This window comes from Aurantiacibacter odishensis (assembly GCF_003605195.1).
GTDB lineage: Bacteria > Pseudomonadota > Alphaproteobacteria > Sphingomonadales > Sphingomonadaceae > Alteraurantiacibacter > Alteraurantiacibacter odishensis.
On record NZ_QYOS01000018.1, the window covers coordinates 37,867 to 53,275 of the forward strand.

Sequence of the window (15,409 nt, forward strand, 5' to 3'; positions counted from 1 at the left end):
CAACCTGCCAACTCGTCTTGGGTGAGGTGTCCGGACCAGCTGATAGAACAGTGTGGCTCGTCGGAAGTCGCCGTTGAGTTGACGCTTGCTGGAATACGACTCCGGTCCTCGCGAATATTGATCGCACCTGCCAAAAATTTGACCTGAGGTGCCAAAGTTCGCGAAAGCGGCTATGCGAGTTATCGGTTCGACAACGGGAAGGCAGGCAGGGGGCCAATTGGTAGAGGTTTCTGCGCTTTTCGCTCGCAAGGCGATTGCCCAGGCGAAGCCGGCCACGGTCGAGCGTGCGCTGGCGCATGCGGGCATAGCGCACGAAGCGCTCTCCGATCCTGCGAACCGGGTACAGGTTGAGCAGCACCACTTGCTGTTCGAAGCGCTGGCCAGCGATGAACGACCGAAAATCAGCTTCCACATGCGCACATCGGCATCGATGCGCTGCGAGGATTTCGGGCCATTGGGCCTGACGATCAAATCGGCTCCAACGCTGCGCCGCTCGTTCGAGCGGCTTGATCGCTATGCGAGGCTGTACAATCCCTATTCTGCCTTCGCATTGGCGGACGAGGGCTCCGAATGCTGGTGGATCAATCACCGGGCAGCCCCTGATAACGACGGGGGCAGGCTTTCGAACGAAGCTGCGCTCGGCACTTTTGTTTCCCTTTGGCGCGATGCGAATGGCGAGGAGTTCACGCCCAAACGGGTCCAGTTCACGCACCCGCCGGTGGGCGATGTGAAGCCGCTTGAGGGGCATTTTCGGTGTCCCGTGATTCATGGTGCCGACGTCGATGCGATCATCATGCACCAGCAGGATGTCGATCGGCCGAACCGCGTCGGCGACCAGCATATCTGGAACTTCTTGCGTCAGCATCTGGAAGAGATCCTCCGCACGACTGAGCCCGACCGGATTGACCGGGAGGTGGTCATGCAGGTCGCGAACACCCTCAGCGATGGTGTTCCCAAGCTCGAGGATGTGGCATGCCATCTCGGGATTGGCAGCCGCACGCTGCAGCGCCGCCTGGCAGAGCTCGGGCAAAACTACCAGTCGCTGGTCGACGAGGCTCGGCGGGAAGTGGCGCTCAAGCTGGTCAGCCAGGGGCGCCATTCGCTTGTCCAGGTCGCCTTCCTGACCGGATTCTCCGAGCAAAGCTCCTTTACCCGCGCTTTCAAACGTTGGTCGGGGACGACCCCGAGAACTTATCGTGGCCAAACCGGAAGCGCTATTCACAGCTAGCGTCCTTCCTCCCGGCGCGCGGAGCTTGCCGGTTCGATGAAGCGGGCCGGCTCGCGGCGAAGAGTGGCCAGACAGACCAGCCGAATGTTGCAAGAAAGAACAGTGCTTGCGCGCTGATCGCAAACGATCCGTCGAGCAGCGAGAAGGCCCCGCCACCCCACAAAAGGATCGGCAACCAGGTCAACCAATAGCGCTTCGCCCAGGAGGTATCCTCCCTGAGCAAGCAATCGAAACAAAGGCGCATGAGGCTAATTCCTTGGCATAAGCAAATGCGCGCGGTCGCCCGCGGCCTAGAGGCCGAGCTCGCTCAGGCCCGGATGATCGTCAGGACGCCGCCCGAGGGGCCAGCGGAAAAGCCGATCAGCTTCTGCAATGGGATGTTCGTTGATGCTTGCGTGGCGGTTCTGCATCAAGCCGTCGTCGGCAAATTCCCAGTTCTCGTTGCCGTAGGCGCGAAACCAGTTCCCGCTGTCGTCGCGATACTCGTACGCATAGCGGACCGCGATGCGGTTGCCGCTGAAGGCCCAGAGTTCCTTGATCAGACGGTAATCGAGTTCCTTCGCCCATTTCCGCTCAAGAAATTGGCGCGCCTCGTCGCGGCCTTGGGGAAATTCAGCGCGATTTCGCCATCTGGTATCTTCCGTGTATGCGAGCGCCACCTTGGCAGGGTCGCGGCTGTTCCAGCCATCTTCGGCCAGCCGGACTTTTTCGCGGGCGGATGCTTCGTCGAATGGAGGCAGCGGAGGTCGTGACATGATTCAATCCTTCGTTTGACGGGTTGGGATAGGCGTTGGGATGCAATCCTCGCAGGAGGCTTCTGCAAACAGAGCCATTCCTGCCGTGTCCGATGGCACATCGGCGGACCGGCCATCGGCCGAAAGCTGGAACACGAAGAACAAAGCCACCGGGTAGAGGACCGCAGGCAGGCGATTGCTGCTGGCGGACGGGGCGTAATCGAGCGCCAGTTCTTCGGCCGCGGACATGGGGATCAGGCTGAAATTCATACCTCGCTGTCCACCGCTGCGCCGCTCTGCCCAAGACCTCCCTGGCGGGGCTGACGGGTAGCCTGCTCCCAGGACCCCGTCCTCAGCGATTTGGCCGAGAAAGCATTCTCACGCATTGTCCATCGCAATGCCGAAGCCCCCCGGCGCAACACCAAGCGATCTGGCCGGAAAGTCCAGAGTCTCTCGGCGCCTTCGAAGGCGGCAATTTCCGGCGAGTCCGTGATGACCGTGGCAATGCCGGCGAGTTGCAGGAGATCGCCCGTTTCGAAGTCGATAAACAGCAATCCGGCGCGCGGGTTCACCACGAAATTACCAAGCGTGTTGAAGTGAAAATTCCCGGAGAAATCCGGAATGGTCAGCAGGCCGTTGTCGTCAATCCTGACGAAGCCAGGCTTGCCGCCCCTGTGCGAAACGTCGACTTCTCTCTCGTCAACGCGCTCCGCGTAGGATGCGACGAAGAACGTATCGGCAGCCGAGATGATCTCGCGGGCCTCGTCCGTCAGCCCGGTTGCCACCTCGGCAGGTTTCAACGCAGGCTGATCCCGGTCGCGAGCAAAATCGAAGTCGCGCAATTGGATATATTGCGGGCAATTGCCAAAGGCATGACCGACCTCAACTGACAGAAGACCATCCGCCGGGCTCATGATCCTCCCGTTCATACGATTGCGCCGACGTGTGCCGAGATCGATCCCCAACAGGCCGATTGCTCCGTGGGCATGGACCCCGGATGCCGCGGGATCGGCGGCGTCCAGCTTCGCATTGATCGTCAACGAAGTGGGCGAAGGCGAACTGACGAACCCAGGCTGGCCTGTGAAGATCGTTGGCCAGACATCACCTAGGTCATCGACGGTTGCCGCAACGATGAACGGCAATCGCGCAAAGAATTCGCGATGCTGATCCGGCATGAAATCGCGCACCACCTTTGCGCCGACGCGCTCGATCCGTTCAGCCATACCGACCGAACGCTGCAAGGCAATCTCGCCTTCGTGGAACAGCCTACGCGTGGGTTTGTCGATCAAGTTCGTCATGATCAGAGGTCCGAATGCAAGAATTGCGAGGCAGCGATGCGGGAGAGGGGGGATACGAACCGCTGCCTCACGAGGGGCGTCAGGCTGCTGCCGCAAGCCCGACCGGGGTCGGTTGGAACGGTATGAAACCCGGCAGTGCTTCGATGCGTACAAGCCAGGCATTGACCTTGGGATAGCCGGAAAGTTCGACATTTCCCTCCGGTGCGCGCGCGATGTAGCTGTAGAGGGCGACATCGGCGACGGATGGCTTCGGTCCTCCGGCGATCCAGTCGCGGCCTTCAAGTTCAGCGTCGATCACGGTGAGCACCGCGTGTGCGCGGGCTATCACTTCGTCCGGGTCGAGAGCTGCTCCGAAAACCGTGATCAGCCGCGCTGCCGCCGGTCCGAATGCGACCTGACCGGCTGCAACCGACAACCACCGCTGCACCGCTGCTGCCTCCGCTGGCGTCTCCGGCAGCCAGTCCGTTCGGTCGTATTTCTTCGCCGCATAGACCAGGATCGCATTGGAATCGGCGACAACGGTATCGCCATCGACCAGTACCGGTACCTGACCGAACCGGTTAAGCTTCAAGTAGCCAGGCTGCTTGTGTTCGCCGGCAGCTAGGTCGAGATCAATCACTTCGACCTCAGCGTTGATAAGCGAAAGGAAAAGCCGCGCCCGATGGGCATGGCCGGAGAGTGGGAAGTGGTAGAGTTTCACTGGGGTCGCTCCTGATTGAATGAACGCCGGCTCATCCGACTGCCTTCATCTGGAGCAATGCAGTTGCTGTAAGAACCGGGATAATTCTGAATTCACTATTTCGAAAAATGAAATTATGATTCATTTTCTCGGCAACCTTGCAGATGGACTTCGTCGTCCAATTGCTGATGGAGAGAGAGTTTGGACCGGATTCATGCCATGCGCGTGCTTGTGCAGATCGCGGATACCGGGAGCTTTGCGGAGACTGCGCGCCAGCTCAACATGAGCCCTCCAGGAGTAAGTCGCGCTGTTGCAGGGCTGGAGGATCTGGTGGGCGCTCGCTTGCTCACGCGCACCACGCGGTCGGTCAAACTTACCGAGGTCGGCGCCCGATATGTCGAAGACTGCAGACAGATTCTTGCAGCGGTCGAGGAAGCCGAGGCGGCTGCATCAGGTTCCTTCGCCAAGCCAACCGGCAATCTTACGATCACCGCATCGGTGATGTTCGGACAGATCTACATATTGCCGATCGTTACCGAGTTCTTGGATACCTATCCCGAGGTAACGGGCCGCCTGGTGTTTCTGGATCGTGTCACGAACCTGATCGACGAAGGCATGGATGTGGCCATCCGGATCGGTCATCTACCGGATTCCAGCTATAGCGCGATAAAGGTGGGATCGGTCCGACGCGTGATTTGCGGAGCCCCGGATTACTTCACCCGTCAGGGTGTCCCCGCAAGGCCGACTGATCTGTCGTCGCACCGGATCATTGCGGCCACCAGCGCCTGGACATCGGTCGACTGGAAATTCGGGCGAGAGGAAAAGGAAAACGTGCGGGTTTCGCCTGGCCTGTTCTGCAACTCCAATCCTGCGGCCATCGAGGCGGCGCGATCGGGTTGGGGCCTCACAAGAGTTCTTTCCTATCAAGTTGGGCCTGATCTTGTCGCGGGCACGCTGCAAACCGTCCTGGAGGAGTACGAGGAGCAACCCTTGCCGGTGCATATCGTCCATCCGGAGGGCAGAAACGCATCCGCGAAGGTCCGGGCCTTCGTCGACTTCGCGGCTGAACGTTTGCGGGCGAACCGCTTCATCAACTGATGTGTAATTCCGATTTGTGGAATAATCTCTTTCGAGAAAGCAAGATTATCACAAAATCCGGTTGAGCCTATCTCCCCGTCCGACCCCGCCTCTGGGGCAGGACATGGAGATAAAAATGAAAACAAAATTGCTACTCACCGCTCTCGCTACCTTTGCGGGATTTGCTGCAACGCCTTCCCAGGCAGAGGACTTCGACGGTCCCTACATTGGTGTTCAGGCAGGCTGGAACCGGGCAGAAGTGGCTAATGCCACGATCGAATCCCAGCCGGTCGACGCTGAAGCCTCTCGCGATGCCTTGGTGCTCGGTGGCTACGTTGGCTACAACTACAAGATCAACGATCGCCTTGTAATCGGCGCGGAAGCCGGTTTCAGCGGCGCTTTCGATGACGAAATCCGTGCACAGTCGGATGGGGCTGCGATCACTATCGATCCCCGTTACAGCTTCGATCTGACGGCTCGTGCAGGTTACCTCGTGAATGACAAGACGCTGATCTATGTTCGCGGCGGCTATGCCAATTCACGGGTCCGCACAGCGCTCGTCACAGACGACGCTACCACGCGTGTATCCGACAATCTGGACGGATGGCTTGTTGGCGGCGGTGTCGAGCGCGCCCTGACCGACAACGTGAGCGCTCGCCTGGAATACCGTTACACCGACTTTGGCAATAATGGCGGTCAGTTTGACCAGCACCAGGCCCTCGTTGGCATCAGCTACAACTTTTGAACCGCAGACGGATGCCGCTGCCTGCTAGTCAGGCGGCGGCAACCTGTGGTGCTGGAATACGTCATGTACTGGGTCCAATCGAAATTTGCCGGATCTTCCCTGGATGCGACCTTGCTGAAGCTTCAGCCGATCGTGACTGCATCCTTCGCCAGCGGCTCCCTGACCGCGGCACTGTTGAACCTTACCGCAGTGGCGGCAGTGTCGGCAGTCAGGCAAGGCATGCCGCGCCTTTTCAGTCCCGACACCAGGCAGCCTCGCGATGGCTGATCCCGAATACGACAGGATCCTTAGCCAGCTCAGATTGGCGATGGTCAGCGATTGCGGCTGTGAGGACAGGCTTTCAAGCGCCCAGGATGCGGCTCGCGGTGCCGGGCTGTCTGCCGCAGAGATCGATGCTGCCTTGGGCGAGCGAAGTTTCGATGTACGAACCTCGGCCGTTCTGGCCGTTGCCTGCGCACTCAAGAACGGTGATCTGCAAGCTTACGACATGGCCGAGAAGCAAGCCCTCGCGTGCGGATTGACCGGCGATGAGCTGGAATTCTTCATGACATTTGCTCTTCGGTTTCGCGAGATCCCGAAGGATTCAATCGGCGCCTGACCCTTTCTTGATGGCCAGAGCCCGAAACCTCCAATCGAAAGGAGCAGTCCCTATGACCAAGCCAAACAAAGACAAAGGCAGGTGGATATTAAGGTCTGGCTGGAAGGGGCTTTGTCCCCGTTGCGGGAAGGGAGCCATGTTCACCTCGTGGCTGAAGATGAGTGAGACGTGTACGGTTTGCAAGCTGGACTACAGTTTCGCTTCGCCGGACGACGGACCAGCATTCTTCTCGCTTTGTTTCGTCGCTTTTCCGCTGATGTTTCTCGTGGTCTGGATTCACGTCACTTTCGAGACGTCAGTGACCGTGATGCTGTTGATTGCCGCGCCGCTGATGGCCTTCGGCTGCGTCTTGCCGCTGCGGCCAATCAAGGGGTGGCTTGTCGCATCCCAATATGTGAATCGATCTGTGGAAGCAGGGACGGAGAAACTCTGGGCGCAGATGAAAGAACGCGAAAAGGCGACAGAGCACGAGACGGAGAAGAAGTGAACTCGCGCTGAGAACTTTGTACTAGACCCGGAGCGCTTTGGCATTGCGAGCGTACCTGACTTGCCGCCGCGAGCGGCTTCGACGAATTCAGCGGGTCTGCGTAACCGCATCTCGCTCAGCCTTGCGCAAAGCGGCGGCGAGTCGTGCTGCTTGATCCTTTCCTAGAACTGTCGTTCCGGGGCCCAGTACGTCATCGTGAGCGGCGATCCGGGCTGCTTGCAGAGCGCGAGCTTCCAGGATCGCAGGCGTCATCAACGTCGTTGTGAGAACGAAGCCCGCGAAGGCCGCCAGCAGTGCATCCTTGTGTCCTTGCATGATTTTATCACTCCGTTCGTGGCGTGAGCTGGTCCGCTTGGCGCGCAGTCAAACTCACTATTCCCGGAACATCTAAGTCATGCAGGATGCGATATTAACGCTGAAATATATAATAAGTCTATTTCAAGAAACGTATCAATGAAGAAGGATGGTCGGGTTAGGATGACCCATGCAAGATCGGATTATTATTCCTCTTATCGGAATAGAGTGTTTACAATTTCCTGAATTATCATCTGGAGGCGAATTAATAGATTGATCGTCAGCAACCATCGGGCGTCGGCAACACTACCTTCGCCTTTGCGAGCCCAGATTGGAAGAAATCATGCCGAAGATTGAAATCTATACCAAGGACTATTGCCCCTACTGTGCCCTTGCAAAGTCCATCCTGAAGGAACACCGGCTGAGCTATGTCGAGCATAGCCTAACGGAAGATCCCACCCTGTTCGGACCAATGGTCAACAGGTCGGACGGGAGGCGCACGGTGCCGCAGATTTTCATAGATGGCGTCGGCATTGGCGGAGCTGACGAACTGTCGATGCTGGATGAGCGAGGTGAACTCGCAATACGGAATGGATCTGCCGCCGCTCAGGCTGCCTAGCGAAACGGACTTTGCGTCCGACGTCGGAATGGAAAAGGCGGACATGGAATTGAGCGCCTGCTAACGACAACACCCCGATAGAGCGGGATGCGAAGTAATCATCAGCAGGAGGGGAACTGCGAGATATGGCTTCGCCGAGGGGGCTGTCATGGTAACGTCCGAAACGATCATCGATTTTGTTGTTCCGGTTGCGGTCTTCGTGATGATGCTCGCACTTGGCCTGGGCTTGAAGTTCTCCGACTTCCGATCCGCCCTCAGACGTCCGAAGTCATTGTTCCTGGGGGTTGCATGCCAGATCGTCCTCGTGCCCCTTGTCGGCTTTCTTTTCGTCTCGGTCCTGCAAGTTGATCCGAACCTGGCCCTTGGCATCGTAATCCTGACGCTTTGCCCCGGCGCCGCGATGAGCAACCTGCTAACGCGGATCGCTGGCGGCGACGTAGCGCTGTCCGTGTCCCTGACTGCGGTCAGCAACCTGCTTAGTGCCGCGACCCTTCCGGCGCTGTCCTTGCTTGCGGCGAGCCATTTCCTTGGCACCACAACGCCCGGCATTGAATTCGGATCTCTTGCGTTACGCGTGGTGGCGGTCGCGACGGTCCCGGTGCTGCTGGGAATGCTTATTCGACATCTGGCGCCTCACCTTGTCGACCAGCACGAGCCGGTCATCTTCCGCGCCTGCTTTGCCGTGTTCATTGCAATAATCGGCTGGTCTTTCGTCGAAGTGCTGGAGACCTTGCAATCGGGTCTGATCCTGATCGGGTGGCAGCTTGCGCTCTTGACCTTCGTTCTCCTCGCCCTCGGGTTCGCGGTAGCGCAGGCGTTTGGTCTGTCCGCTCCTCAACGGGCGACAATCGCAATCGAAACGGGTGTCCAGAACGGTGGGCTCGGGCTTGCGGTGGGTGCTTTACTGTGGGGCGATGCAGCCGGCTTCCCAATACTTGCAACGCCCTCGGTCATATATGCCGCACTGACCTATATAATGACCTTCCCCGTCGTCATCCTGCTCTCTCGCGCTTTCCCAGGATTGAGGACGACCGCGAAGGGTAAATGAATCACACATACTCTGGAACTGGAGTTTCGGCGGTAACGCCAAGCGATGGTGCCGGTTAGAGGATTCGAACCCCTGGCCTGATGATTACAAATCAACTGCTCTACCAACTGAGCTAAACCGGCTTGCCATGCGGGCGGGGCTCCTTTGGTCCAAAGCAGTAGGGAAGGCAAGTGGGTGTGCGAAGGTGGCGTTTGAAACCGCTTGGCGATTATGCTTCTATCGTGACGGGACGTAACCTGGAGCAGCGAATGGATTCCCGTACCCAGGAACAGTTGATTTTCGAGGCGCACCGCAAGTCTGCGGGCGCCAGCTACCTGCTGTGGTTCTTCCTTGGTTTTCTTGGTGCGCACCGCTTTTACCTCGGACGGACCGGCACGGGCATTGCCCAGTTGCTGATGTGCCTTTCCATCGTGGGGATCATCCCGCTAGCGTTCTGGTGGCTGATCGATGCCTTCCAGATCCCGGAGATGGTTCGCGAGGAGAACATGAAGACGATCCGCGAGCTCAGCGGGTACCGCGAAGGCCAGAGCGGCTCACGCATCTCTGCACCACAGTACGAACCACCGCGTCCGCTGGATCCGCGGGTCGAGGAGATCCGGGAATTGCGCCGCCGCTGACTGGTTCGCTCGGCTCGTCATGGCACGCCGAAAGTCCAGCCCTCGGTTCTCGCGATCTTCGGCGTAAGGCTTTCCGGAGACCAGAGTGCGGCGTCATGGCCTCTCGTGCGCAACCACGCGGCAGTAACCAGCGCGTCGCTCGCGTGATCGTCGATTGCGCCGCTACCCACGACGGGTGGACTCCCCAGGTTTCGAAGGGCGGTATTCAGTTCATCGATCGTGCGCATCTTTGCACGGGCGGCTGTGCGCCCCGCCGTGATGGCCGCGAGAGTCGTGTAGATCTCCACGATTACCGGGCCGACAGCGGGCAGCGGATCGACGGGCCAGACGGGGACTTCCCCGCGCAAGGCATGAAGCATCCGCATCCCGGTGAGGCTGGACTTGCCCACTTGCGCCGCACCGACGAGATTGAAGTTTGAGTAAGGTTTGCAGCCTTGTTTCGCCTGCTCGATTTCCGTCACGCGGAAGCGACCGCGTCCGCCGCCGAACAGGTCGCCTTCGCGCCCGCCGTGGCGGCGGAAATGCCGGCTTGCCTCCGGGTGGTCGACGAAGCTCCCGGCTGCCAGGTGCTCGTCATCCTCGGCGATGCTGTCAATCAGCGCCCAGAGCGACTTGGCATCCTCAGGGCTTTCCTCCCAGCCGGGGAAGAAGGCACCCGCGTCGAGAAACGGCAGCGATATGCCAAGGTCCAGGCCCACCAGCGTATCGGCTGGCAGTTCCTCTCGCAGCAAGTGGAGGACGTCCGACCTGCTCCAGCCTTTCCCGCGCTCCACCAATACCGGCGGTCCGCCGCCCGCGTCAGCAATGGCAATCGCGATGCCCTTGTGCCGCGCGCCCGTCGCGCCCGACCAGTCTATCGCGACGTAGTGCGAAAAGCGGTTCAACCTCGCTCCGCCCGCAGCTTGTCCCAATAGTCAAGCCGCTTCCGGATCTCGCGCTCGAACCCGCGTTCGACCGGCTCGTAGTAAGTCTGGGCGTCCATGTCGTCCGGCCAGTAATTGTCGCCCGAGAAGCCTTCCTCAGCGTTGTGATCGTAGGTGTAGCCCTTGCCGTAGCCGACGTCCTTCATCAGCTTGGTCGGAGCGTTCACGATATTCATCGGCGGCATAAGGCTGCCGGTCTCCTTCGCGCTTCGGAAGGCGGCTTTCTGGGCCTTGTAGACGGCGTTCGATTTGGGCGCGGTGGCGAGGTAGAGGCACGCCTGGACCAGTGCGAGTTCGCCTTCAGGACTGCCGAGAAACTGGTAGGCGTCCTTTGCCGCCATGCATTGCGTCAGCGCCTGTGGATCGGCGAGGCCGATGTCTTCTACCGCCATGCGGATCAGCCGCCGCGCGACGAACAGCGGTTCCTCACCCGCCACCAGCATCCGGGCCATGTAATAGAGCGAAGCCTGCGGATCCGACCCGCGCACGGCCTTGTGCAGGGCGGAGATGAGGTTGTAGTGCCCCTCCCGGTCCTTGTCGTAAACCGCCACGCGGCGCTGGAGAAACTGGCCGAGCGCCGCGGGGTCCAACGGATCGCCGATCTTCGCCGCATAGAGCGTTTCGGCCTGGTTGAGCAGGAATCGCCCATCGCCATCGGCGGAGGCGATCAGCGCCTCGCGCGCTTCTGCGGTCACGGGGAGGGGGCCTTCCAGTTCCTCCGCGCGGTCCAGCAACTTGCCAAGTGCTTCGGCATCGAGGCGGTGCAGGATCAGCACCTGCGCGCGGCTCAGCAAGGCGGCGTTGAGTTCGAAGCTGGGGTTCTCCGTCGTCGCACCCACCAGGGTGACGAGGCCACGTTCAACGAAGGGAAGGAAGCCATCCTGCTGCGCGCGGTTGAACCGGTGGATTTCGTCCACGAACAACAGCGTGCGCTGGCCAGCCTTCTGGGCCTGCTCGGCGGCGGCAAAGGCCTTCTTGAGGTCGGCAACGCCCGAGAACACGGCGCTCACGGCCTCGTACCGCATACCCACCTCGTCGGCGAGCAGGCGGGCGATGCTGGTCTTGCCGGTTCCGGGCGGGCCCCACAACACCATGCTGGAGAGCCTGCCAGCGGCTACCATTCGACCGATGGCGCCATCGCTGCCGGTCAGGTGTTCCTGTCCGATCACCTCGGCGAGGCTGCGTGGGCGCAGTCGATCGGCCAGCGGGGCATCCTCGCGCACCTCTTCGGTGGGTTTCTGGGGGGCATCGTCGGCAAACAGGTCGGCCATGGGCACTATGTAGCGGCTTGGCTCGCCGGAGGTAGGGCAGGGCGGGAATTTTTCCGCATGCCTCTTGTTACGATAGGTCTAAGATATATCTTAAGGCCAGTGGGACGTACTGGAGAGTTGCAATGAGCAAGGATAGCAGGAAGCCGCGCAAGTCGCAGGCAGCCGGAAAGTCGGCAAAGAGCTCGGCATCGCGGCCGCGCCGCGCACGCCGCGAGGAAGAGATCGTCGAGCCTGAAGACCTCGAACCGGTCGAGGGCGATATCGAGGACCACCCCGAGGGCGAGGATTTCGAAGTCGAGGTTGAGATCGAAATGGACGATGACGATGGCGACTGGGAAGAGGGCGGCCCGCGCCGCTATCGCCGCCGCCATCGGCATCGGTACAACGCGGAGGACGTGCTCGGCATGGCCGGCATTTTCGGCAGGGACGGACCGCTTGGCCCCGATGGCCCGTTCGGCCGGGGCGGAGTGTTCGGCAAAGACGGTGTGTTCGGCCCTGGTGGGCTGTTCGCGCAAAGCGGTGGTCGCAAGCGCTCCCGCTCGCACCAAGGTGAGGGACAGCGTCGCCGCCGCCTGTTCGGGCCGGGTGAATTGCGTCTTGTGCTGCTGGCCATGCTGGCAGAGGAACCGCGCCACGGTTACGAACTGATCAAGGCGCTGGAGGACATGACTGCTGGCTCTTATTCACCCAGCCCCGGCACGATCTACCCGACCTTGCAGATGCTGGCGGATGAGGGCGCGATTGCCGAGCAGGACAGCGAGGACGCGAAGAAGCTGTTCCAGGCGACGGAGAGCGGCCTTGCCGAACTGGAAGACCGCAAGGACGAGATCGAGGAACTGTGGGACCGGCTTGGTCGCAAGCGCGAGAAGGCGCGTCCCAAGGGTTCCTCCGAACTGTTCCGTGCGATGGGCAACCTTGCACAGGTCATCCGTAACAAGGCTGCCGACGGCAAGCTGAAGGACCTCGACAAGGAACAGGTTGTCGACCTGATCGACGAACTGGCGCGCAAGATCGAGCGTCTGTAACTTTTGATGCCAATTCCCTGTTTCGCGCAAGCGTGTTAGACTTGCGCGAAACAGGGGAGGCAACAATGGCCATCATGGAACGTCCCGCCACGCCGTGGCACCTGTGGGTGATCGGCATCCTGGCGCTGTTGTGGAACGCCTTCGGCGCTTACGACTACCTGATGACGCAGACGCGCAACGAGGCCTACATGTCGGCCTTCACTCCGCAGCAGCTCGAATATTTCTACAGCTTCCCCGCGTGGATGGAGGCGTTCTGGGCGATCGGCGTCTGGAGCGCATTCCTCGGTGCGGTCCTGCTGGTGCTGCGCAGCCGCTTTGCCTTTCACGCGTTCGTGCTGGGCTTGATCGGGCTGGCGGGTTCGTCCGTCTATCAGTTCACCAACCCGGCACCGGACGGCGTTCTCGACGGAACGGGCCTGATCATGACATTCGTGATCTGGGCCAGCCAAATCCTGCTTGCCCTTTATGCCCTGACAATGATGCGCCGCGGCGTGCTGCGCTGATCCCGCGTCCTATTTGCCGCGCGCTGCAATCAGCCGCAGGTAGGTATCGGCCACGGACCCGTTGATCGTATCCCAATCGAAAGCATCGGCGCGCCGGGCACCTGCTTCCCCATGTGCGCGGCGCAATTCCGGATCACTGGCGTAGGCGGCGAGGGCATCGGCATAGGCCGAGACGTCGCGCGGAGGCACGAGATGTCCGGTTTCTCCCTCGATCACGAGGCTGGAGGCGCCAGTGGCATCGGCGGCCACCACGGGCACGCCGCAGGCCATCGCCTCCAGCGTGACATTGCCGAATGTCTCTGTGACAGAAGGGTTGAGCAGCACATCCATGCTGGCGACGGCGCGGCCAAGATCCTCGCCCTGCTGGAAGCCAACGAATTTCGCTTCCGGCACTTTCTCGGCGAAGAATTCCTTTGCCGGACCTTCCCCGATCACCAGCACTTGGTGAGGCACGCCTCGCTTGCGCAGTTCCACCATCGTCTCGGCAAAGATGTCGATGCCCTTTTCCAGGACAAGCCGCCCGAGAAAGCCGACTGCCATGTCATCATCGCCGATGCCTAGCGAACGACGCCATTCAACATCGCGGCGGGCGGGGGTGAAGATGTGCCGATCGACCCCGCGCGACCAAGTGCCGATATCGTGGTGCATCCCCTGTTCGCGCAGCTCCTCGATCATGCTGGCAGACGGCGCGACGATGGCATCGCAGCGGTGATAGAACCGGCGCAGCAGGGCGACGAAGACAGGCTCGATGAAGCCGAAGCCGTAGTAGCGCGGATAGGTCTCGAACCGGGTGTGCACGCTGGCGAGCACCGGCTTGTCATGCGCCCGCGCCCAGGTGGCGGCGCGATGGCCCGAAACGTCGGGACTGGAGATGTGCACGATGTGCGGATCGAACTCAGCAAGGTTGGCCTTGATCTCTTTGCTGAGCCCGGTCGAGAACTGGTATTCCCCGCGCCCCGGAATAGGCACGGAAGGGAGGCTGACGAGTTCTCCGGCGGGTTCGAACGCGGGGGTATCGGTGGTGGGCGAATAGACGCGCACATCGGCGCCCTGTCGCAGCAGGTAATCGACAAGCCGGTTCAAAGCCTGGTTCGCGCCGTCGCGGACGTAGTTGTAGTTTCCGCTGAACAGCGCGACGCGAAGTTCACTCACATCCATCGCACTGCCCTTAGGCGAGCCATTGCGGCTTGGCGAGAGGTAAGGGGAGTAACCGTCTGCTTGGCGCTGATGCGAATAATCCATCAGCCGATCGATCGCTTGACAGAAGGTATTTAGCATATTAGCTAAATACCAATCATGACTACCGTCTTCGATGCCCTATCGCACCCAATCCGCCGCGAAGTGCTGCAACTGCTGAAAGCCGGCAGCATGAACGCGGGTGACTTGGCAAACCATTTTCCCGTTTCCAAACCCACGATGTCAGGGCACTTCGCCAAGCTGAAGGCAGCCGGCCTGGTGCTGTCGGAAAATCGGGGCGGGCAGGTGATCTACTCGCTCAACATGTCCACGCTGGAAGAAGCGCTGCACGGCTTCATGGGACGCATGGGGATGCTGGGGGAGGACGAGGACGCCGCCAATCCCAAGGAGCAGATGCCGTGAACACACGCCCGCTGATCGTCGCTTCGATTGCCGTCATGGCAGCAATGCTGGTTTTCGCCTTTCTGACGCACAACCGGCTGCCCGAAGGCGCACAGCTGCCGATTCACTGGAATGCAGCGGGGGAAGCGGACGACTGGGCGCCCGCGCTCATCGCCTTGCTACTGCCGGTGGGAATGCTGGCTTTTACCACCGCACTGTTTGCGATCCTCCCTTCGCTGGAGCCGCTGCAGAAAAAGCTGGAAGCGAGCGCACCGGTGCTTCGCGCGGTCTGGGGCGGAATGATTTTGCTCAGCCTGGTGCTGGCGGCGATCATCGGGCTTCCGGCCTGGGGCGTCGCGCTTTCGATCAATGCCTTGGTTCTGGGCATGGGGTTTCTGCTCTTGCTGGTCGGTAATGCGCTGCCAAAGAGCCGGCCCGGCTTCTTCGTCGGCATCCGCACACCCTGGGCCATCACCGATACCGACAACTGGATTGCCACCCATCGCCTGGGCGGCAAGCTGATGATGGCGGCAGGTGCACTCAACATTCTCGCAGCCGTGCTGCAGGTTCAGGCGGAAGCGCTGGCGATTATCCTGGTCGCCTCGATCGCAATGGCGACTGTCATTCCTGTGGCTTACAGCTGGTGGTTCTGGCGCTCGCGCAAGGCGGCCTGACTGGAACGCAC

Annotated in this window: 20 protein-coding genes and 1 tRNA gene; 13 read left to right on the forward strand and 8 right to left on the reverse strand. The window is 60.5% G+C overall.

What is annotated here, in order from left to right; all coding sequences use genetic code 11:
- Positions 1–217 precede the first annotated feature (217 nt).
- The gene (locus D4Q51_RS01570) at positions 218–1,228 is read left to right on the forward strand and encodes an AraC family transcriptional regulator (protein WP_162925091.1); all 1,011 of its coding nucleotides are present in this window, start codon (positions 218–220) and stop codon (positions 1,226–1,228) included.
- Positions 1,229–1,518: 290 nt separating this feature from the next.
- Here the strand turns inward: D4Q51_RS01570 and D4Q51_RS01575 are convergent, their stop codons facing one another.
- The 4 genes from D4Q51_RS01575 to D4Q51_RS01590 form a co-directional block, all read right to left on the reverse strand.
- On the reverse strand, positions 1,519–1,983 hold the full coding sequence (locus tag D4Q51_RS01575) for a nuclear transport factor 2 family protein (RefSeq protein WP_120075931.1): 465 nt from the start codon (positions 1,981–1,983) through the stop codon (positions 1,519–1,521).
- 3 nt (positions 1,984–1,986) lie between these two features.
- Positions 1,987–2,232, reverse strand: a complete 246-nt coding sequence (locus D4Q51_RS01580; RefSeq protein WP_120075933.1) for a hypothetical protein — start codon at positions 2,230–2,232, stop codon at positions 1,987–1,989.
- A complete protein-coding gene (locus tag D4Q51_RS01585; protein WP_120075935.1) occupies positions 2,229–3,260 on the reverse strand; it encodes a pyridoxamine 5'-phosphate oxidase family protein in 1,032 nt (343 codons plus the stop codon). Before D4Q51_RS01585 ends, D4Q51_RS01580 begins: the two co-directional genes overlap by 4 nt.
- A gap of 79 nt (positions 3,261–3,339) precedes the next feature.
- Positions 3,340–3,960, reverse strand: a complete 621-nt coding sequence (locus D4Q51_RS01590; RefSeq protein ID WP_120075937.1) for a glutathione S-transferase family protein — start codon at positions 3,958–3,960, stop codon at positions 3,340–3,342.
- Between the two features lie 198 nt (positions 3,961–4,158).
- Here D4Q51_RS01590 and D4Q51_RS01595 point away from each other — a divergent pair, with 198 nt between their 5' ends.
- From D4Q51_RS01595 to D4Q51_RS01630, 7 genes are all read left to right on the forward strand, one after another.
- On the forward strand, positions 4,159–5,037 hold the full coding sequence (locus tag D4Q51_RS01595; RefSeq protein ID WP_205689423.1) for a LysR family transcriptional regulator: 879 nt from the start codon (positions 4,159–4,161) through the stop codon (positions 5,035–5,037).
- Between the two features lie 115 nt (positions 5,038–5,152).
- Positions 5,153–5,761, forward strand: a complete 609-nt coding sequence (locus D4Q51_RS01600) for an outer membrane protein (RefSeq protein WP_120075942.1) — start codon at positions 5,153–5,155, stop codon at positions 5,759–5,761.
- A 45-nt stretch (positions 5,762–5,806) separates the two neighbouring features.
- A complete protein-coding gene (locus D4Q51_RS01605; RefSeq protein WP_120075944.1) occupies positions 5,807–6,028 on the forward strand; it encodes a hypothetical protein in 222 nt (73 codons plus the stop codon).
- A complete protein-coding gene (locus tag D4Q51_RS01610; RefSeq protein ID WP_120075946.1) occupies positions 6,021–6,359 on the forward strand; it encodes a hypothetical protein in 339 nt (112 codons plus the stop codon). Before D4Q51_RS01605 ends, D4Q51_RS01610 begins: the two co-directional genes overlap by 8 nt.
- A gap of 136 nt (positions 6,360–6,495) precedes the next feature.
- Entirely contained in the window at positions 6,496–6,846 is a 351-nt protein-coding gene (locus D4Q51_RS01615) for a DUF983 domain-containing protein (RefSeq protein ID WP_420807520.1), read from the forward strand.
- A 637-nt stretch (positions 6,847–7,483) separates the two neighbouring features.
- On the forward strand, positions 7,484–7,759 hold the full coding sequence (gene grxC / locus D4Q51_RS01625; RefSeq protein ID WP_205689424.1) for a glutaredoxin 3: 276 nt from the start codon (positions 7,484–7,486) through the stop codon (positions 7,757–7,759).
- Positions 7,760–7,907: 148 nt separating this feature from the next.
- Positions 7,908–8,807, forward strand: a complete 900-nt coding sequence (locus D4Q51_RS01630; protein WP_120075954.1) for a bile acid:sodium symporter family protein — start codon at positions 7,908–7,910, stop codon at positions 8,805–8,807.
- Between the two features lie 46 nt (positions 8,808–8,853).
- On the opposite strand, the gene D4Q51_RS01635 is transcribed toward D4Q51_RS01630, so the two are convergent.
- Positions 8,854–8,929: transfer RNA gene (locus D4Q51_RS01635), tRNA-Thr, on the reverse strand.
- Positions 8,930–9,055: 126 nt separating this feature from the next.
- Between D4Q51_RS01635 and D4Q51_RS01640 the strand changes: the two genes are divergently transcribed.
- The gene (locus D4Q51_RS01640; protein WP_120076093.1) at positions 9,056–9,424 is read left to right on the forward strand and encodes a TM2 domain-containing protein; all 369 of its coding nucleotides are present in this window, start codon (positions 9,056–9,058) and stop codon (positions 9,422–9,424) included.
- A 17-nt stretch (positions 9,425–9,441) separates the two neighbouring features.
- On the opposite strand, the gene D4Q51_RS01645 is transcribed toward D4Q51_RS01640, so the two are convergent.
- Together D4Q51_RS01645 and D4Q51_RS01650 are read right to left on the reverse strand one after the other, a co-directional pair.
- Positions 9,442–10,308 carry a hypothetical protein gene (locus D4Q51_RS01645; protein ID WP_120075956.1) on the reverse strand — a complete coding sequence of 289 codons (867 nt, stop codon included), beginning with the start codon at positions 10,306–10,308 and terminating at the stop codon, positions 9,442–9,444.
- Positions 10,305–11,618, reverse strand: coding sequence for a replication-associated recombination protein A (locus tag D4Q51_RS01650; protein WP_120075959.1), 1,314 nt, complete (start codon positions 11,616–11,618; stop codon positions 10,305–10,307). The genes D4Q51_RS01645 and D4Q51_RS01650 overlap by 4 nt, the downstream gene beginning before the upstream one ends.
- A 122-nt stretch (positions 11,619–11,740) precedes the next feature.
- Here D4Q51_RS01650 and D4Q51_RS01655 point away from each other — a divergent pair, with 122 nt between their 5' ends.
- Together D4Q51_RS01655 and D4Q51_RS01660 are read left to right on the forward strand one after the other, a co-directional pair.
- Complete coding sequence (locus tag D4Q51_RS01655) at positions 11,741–12,643, forward strand: PadR family transcriptional regulator (protein WP_120075961.1); 903 nt, start codon at positions 11,741–11,743, stop codon at positions 12,641–12,643.
- A gap of 65 nt (positions 12,644–12,708) precedes the next feature.
- Entirely contained in the window at positions 12,709–13,146 is a 438-nt protein-coding gene (locus D4Q51_RS01660) for a hypothetical protein (RefSeq protein WP_240624515.1), read from the forward strand.
- A gap of 9 nt (positions 13,147–13,155) precedes the next feature.
- Here D4Q51_RS01660 and D4Q51_RS01665 read toward each other — a convergent pair whose 3' ends face one another.
- On the reverse strand, positions 13,156–14,304 hold the full coding sequence (locus D4Q51_RS01665) for a glycosyltransferase family 4 protein (protein ID WP_120075963.1): 1,149 nt from the start codon (positions 14,302–14,304) through the stop codon (positions 13,156–13,158).
- 138 nt (positions 14,305–14,442) lie between these two features.
- Between D4Q51_RS01665 and D4Q51_RS01670 the strand changes: the two genes are divergently transcribed.
- Together D4Q51_RS01670 and D4Q51_RS01675 are read left to right on the forward strand one after the other, a co-directional pair.
- Positions 14,443–14,745: an ArsR/SmtB family transcription factor gene (locus D4Q51_RS01670; RefSeq protein ID WP_120075965.1), complete on the forward strand. Its 303-nt coding sequence runs from the start codon at positions 14,443–14,445 to the stop codon at positions 14,743–14,745.
- 44 nt (positions 14,746–14,789) lie between these two features.
- A complete protein-coding gene (locus D4Q51_RS01675) occupies positions 14,790–15,398 on the forward strand; it encodes an SdpI family protein (protein WP_240624516.1) in 609 nt (202 codons plus the stop codon).
- The last annotated feature ends 11 nt before the right edge of the window (positions 15,399–15,409 follow it).

Bases quoted from the DNA above. Each gene is read 5' to 3' on its own strand.
- D4Q51_RS01575 (WP_120075931.1), bottom strand. From the start codon at position 1,983: ATGTCACGACCTCCGCTGCCTCCATTCGACGAAGCATCCGCCCGCGAA.
- D4Q51_RS01580 (WP_120075933.1), bottom strand. From the start codon at position 2,232: ATGAATTTCAGCCTGATCCCCATGTCCGCGGCCGAAGAACTGGCGCTC.
- D4Q51_RS01585 (WP_120075935.1), bottom strand. From the start codon at position 3,260: ATGACGAACTTGATCGACAAACCCACGCGTAGGCTGTTCCACGAAGGC.
- D4Q51_RS01595 (WP_205689423.1), top strand. From the start codon at position 4,159: ATGCGCGTGCTTGTGCAGATCGCGGATACCGGGAGCTTTGCGGAGACT.
- D4Q51_RS01600 (WP_120075942.1), top strand. From the start codon at position 5,153: ATGAAAACAAAATTGCTACTCACCGCTCTCGCTACCTTTGCGGGATTT.
- D4Q51_RS01610 (WP_120075946.1), top strand. From the start codon at position 6,021: ATGGCTGATCCCGAATACGACAGGATCCTTAGCCAGCTCAGATTGGCG.
- D4Q51_RS01615 (WP_420807520.1), top strand. From the start codon at position 6,496: ATGTTCACCTCGTGGCTGAAGATGAGTGAGACGTGTACGGTTTGCAAG.
- grxC (WP_205689424.1), top strand. From the start codon at position 7,484: ATGCCGAAGATTGAAATCTATACCAAGGACTATTGCCCCTACTGTGCC.
- D4Q51_RS01630 (WP_120075954.1), top strand. From the start codon at position 7,908: ATGGTAACGTCCGAAACGATCATCGATTTTGTTGTTCCGGTTGCGGTC.
- D4Q51_RS01640 (WP_120076093.1), top strand. From the start codon at position 9,056: ATGGATTCCCGTACCCAGGAACAGTTGATTTTCGAGGCGCACCGCAAG.
- D4Q51_RS01650 (WP_120075959.1), bottom strand. From the start codon at position 11,618: ATGGCCGACCTGTTTGCCGACGATGCCCCCCAGAAACCCACCGAAGAG.
- D4Q51_RS01655 (WP_120075961.1), top strand. From the start codon at position 11,741: ATGAGCAAGGATAGCAGGAAGCCGCGCAAGTCGCAGGCAGCCGGAAAG.
- D4Q51_RS01660 (WP_240624515.1), top strand. From the start codon at position 12,709: ATGGCCATCATGGAACGTCCCGCCACGCCGTGGCACCTGTGGGTGATC.
- D4Q51_RS01665 (WP_120075963.1), bottom strand. From the start codon at position 14,304: ATGGATGTGAGTGAACTTCGCGTCGCGCTGTTCAGCGGAAACTACAAC.
- D4Q51_RS01670 (WP_120075965.1), top strand. From the start codon at position 14,443: ATGACTACCGTCTTCGATGCCCTATCGCACCCAATCCGCCGCGAAGTG.
- D4Q51_RS01675 (WP_240624516.1), top strand. From the start codon at position 14,790: ATGCTGGTTTTCGCCTTTCTGACGCACAACCGGCTGCCCGAAGGCGCA.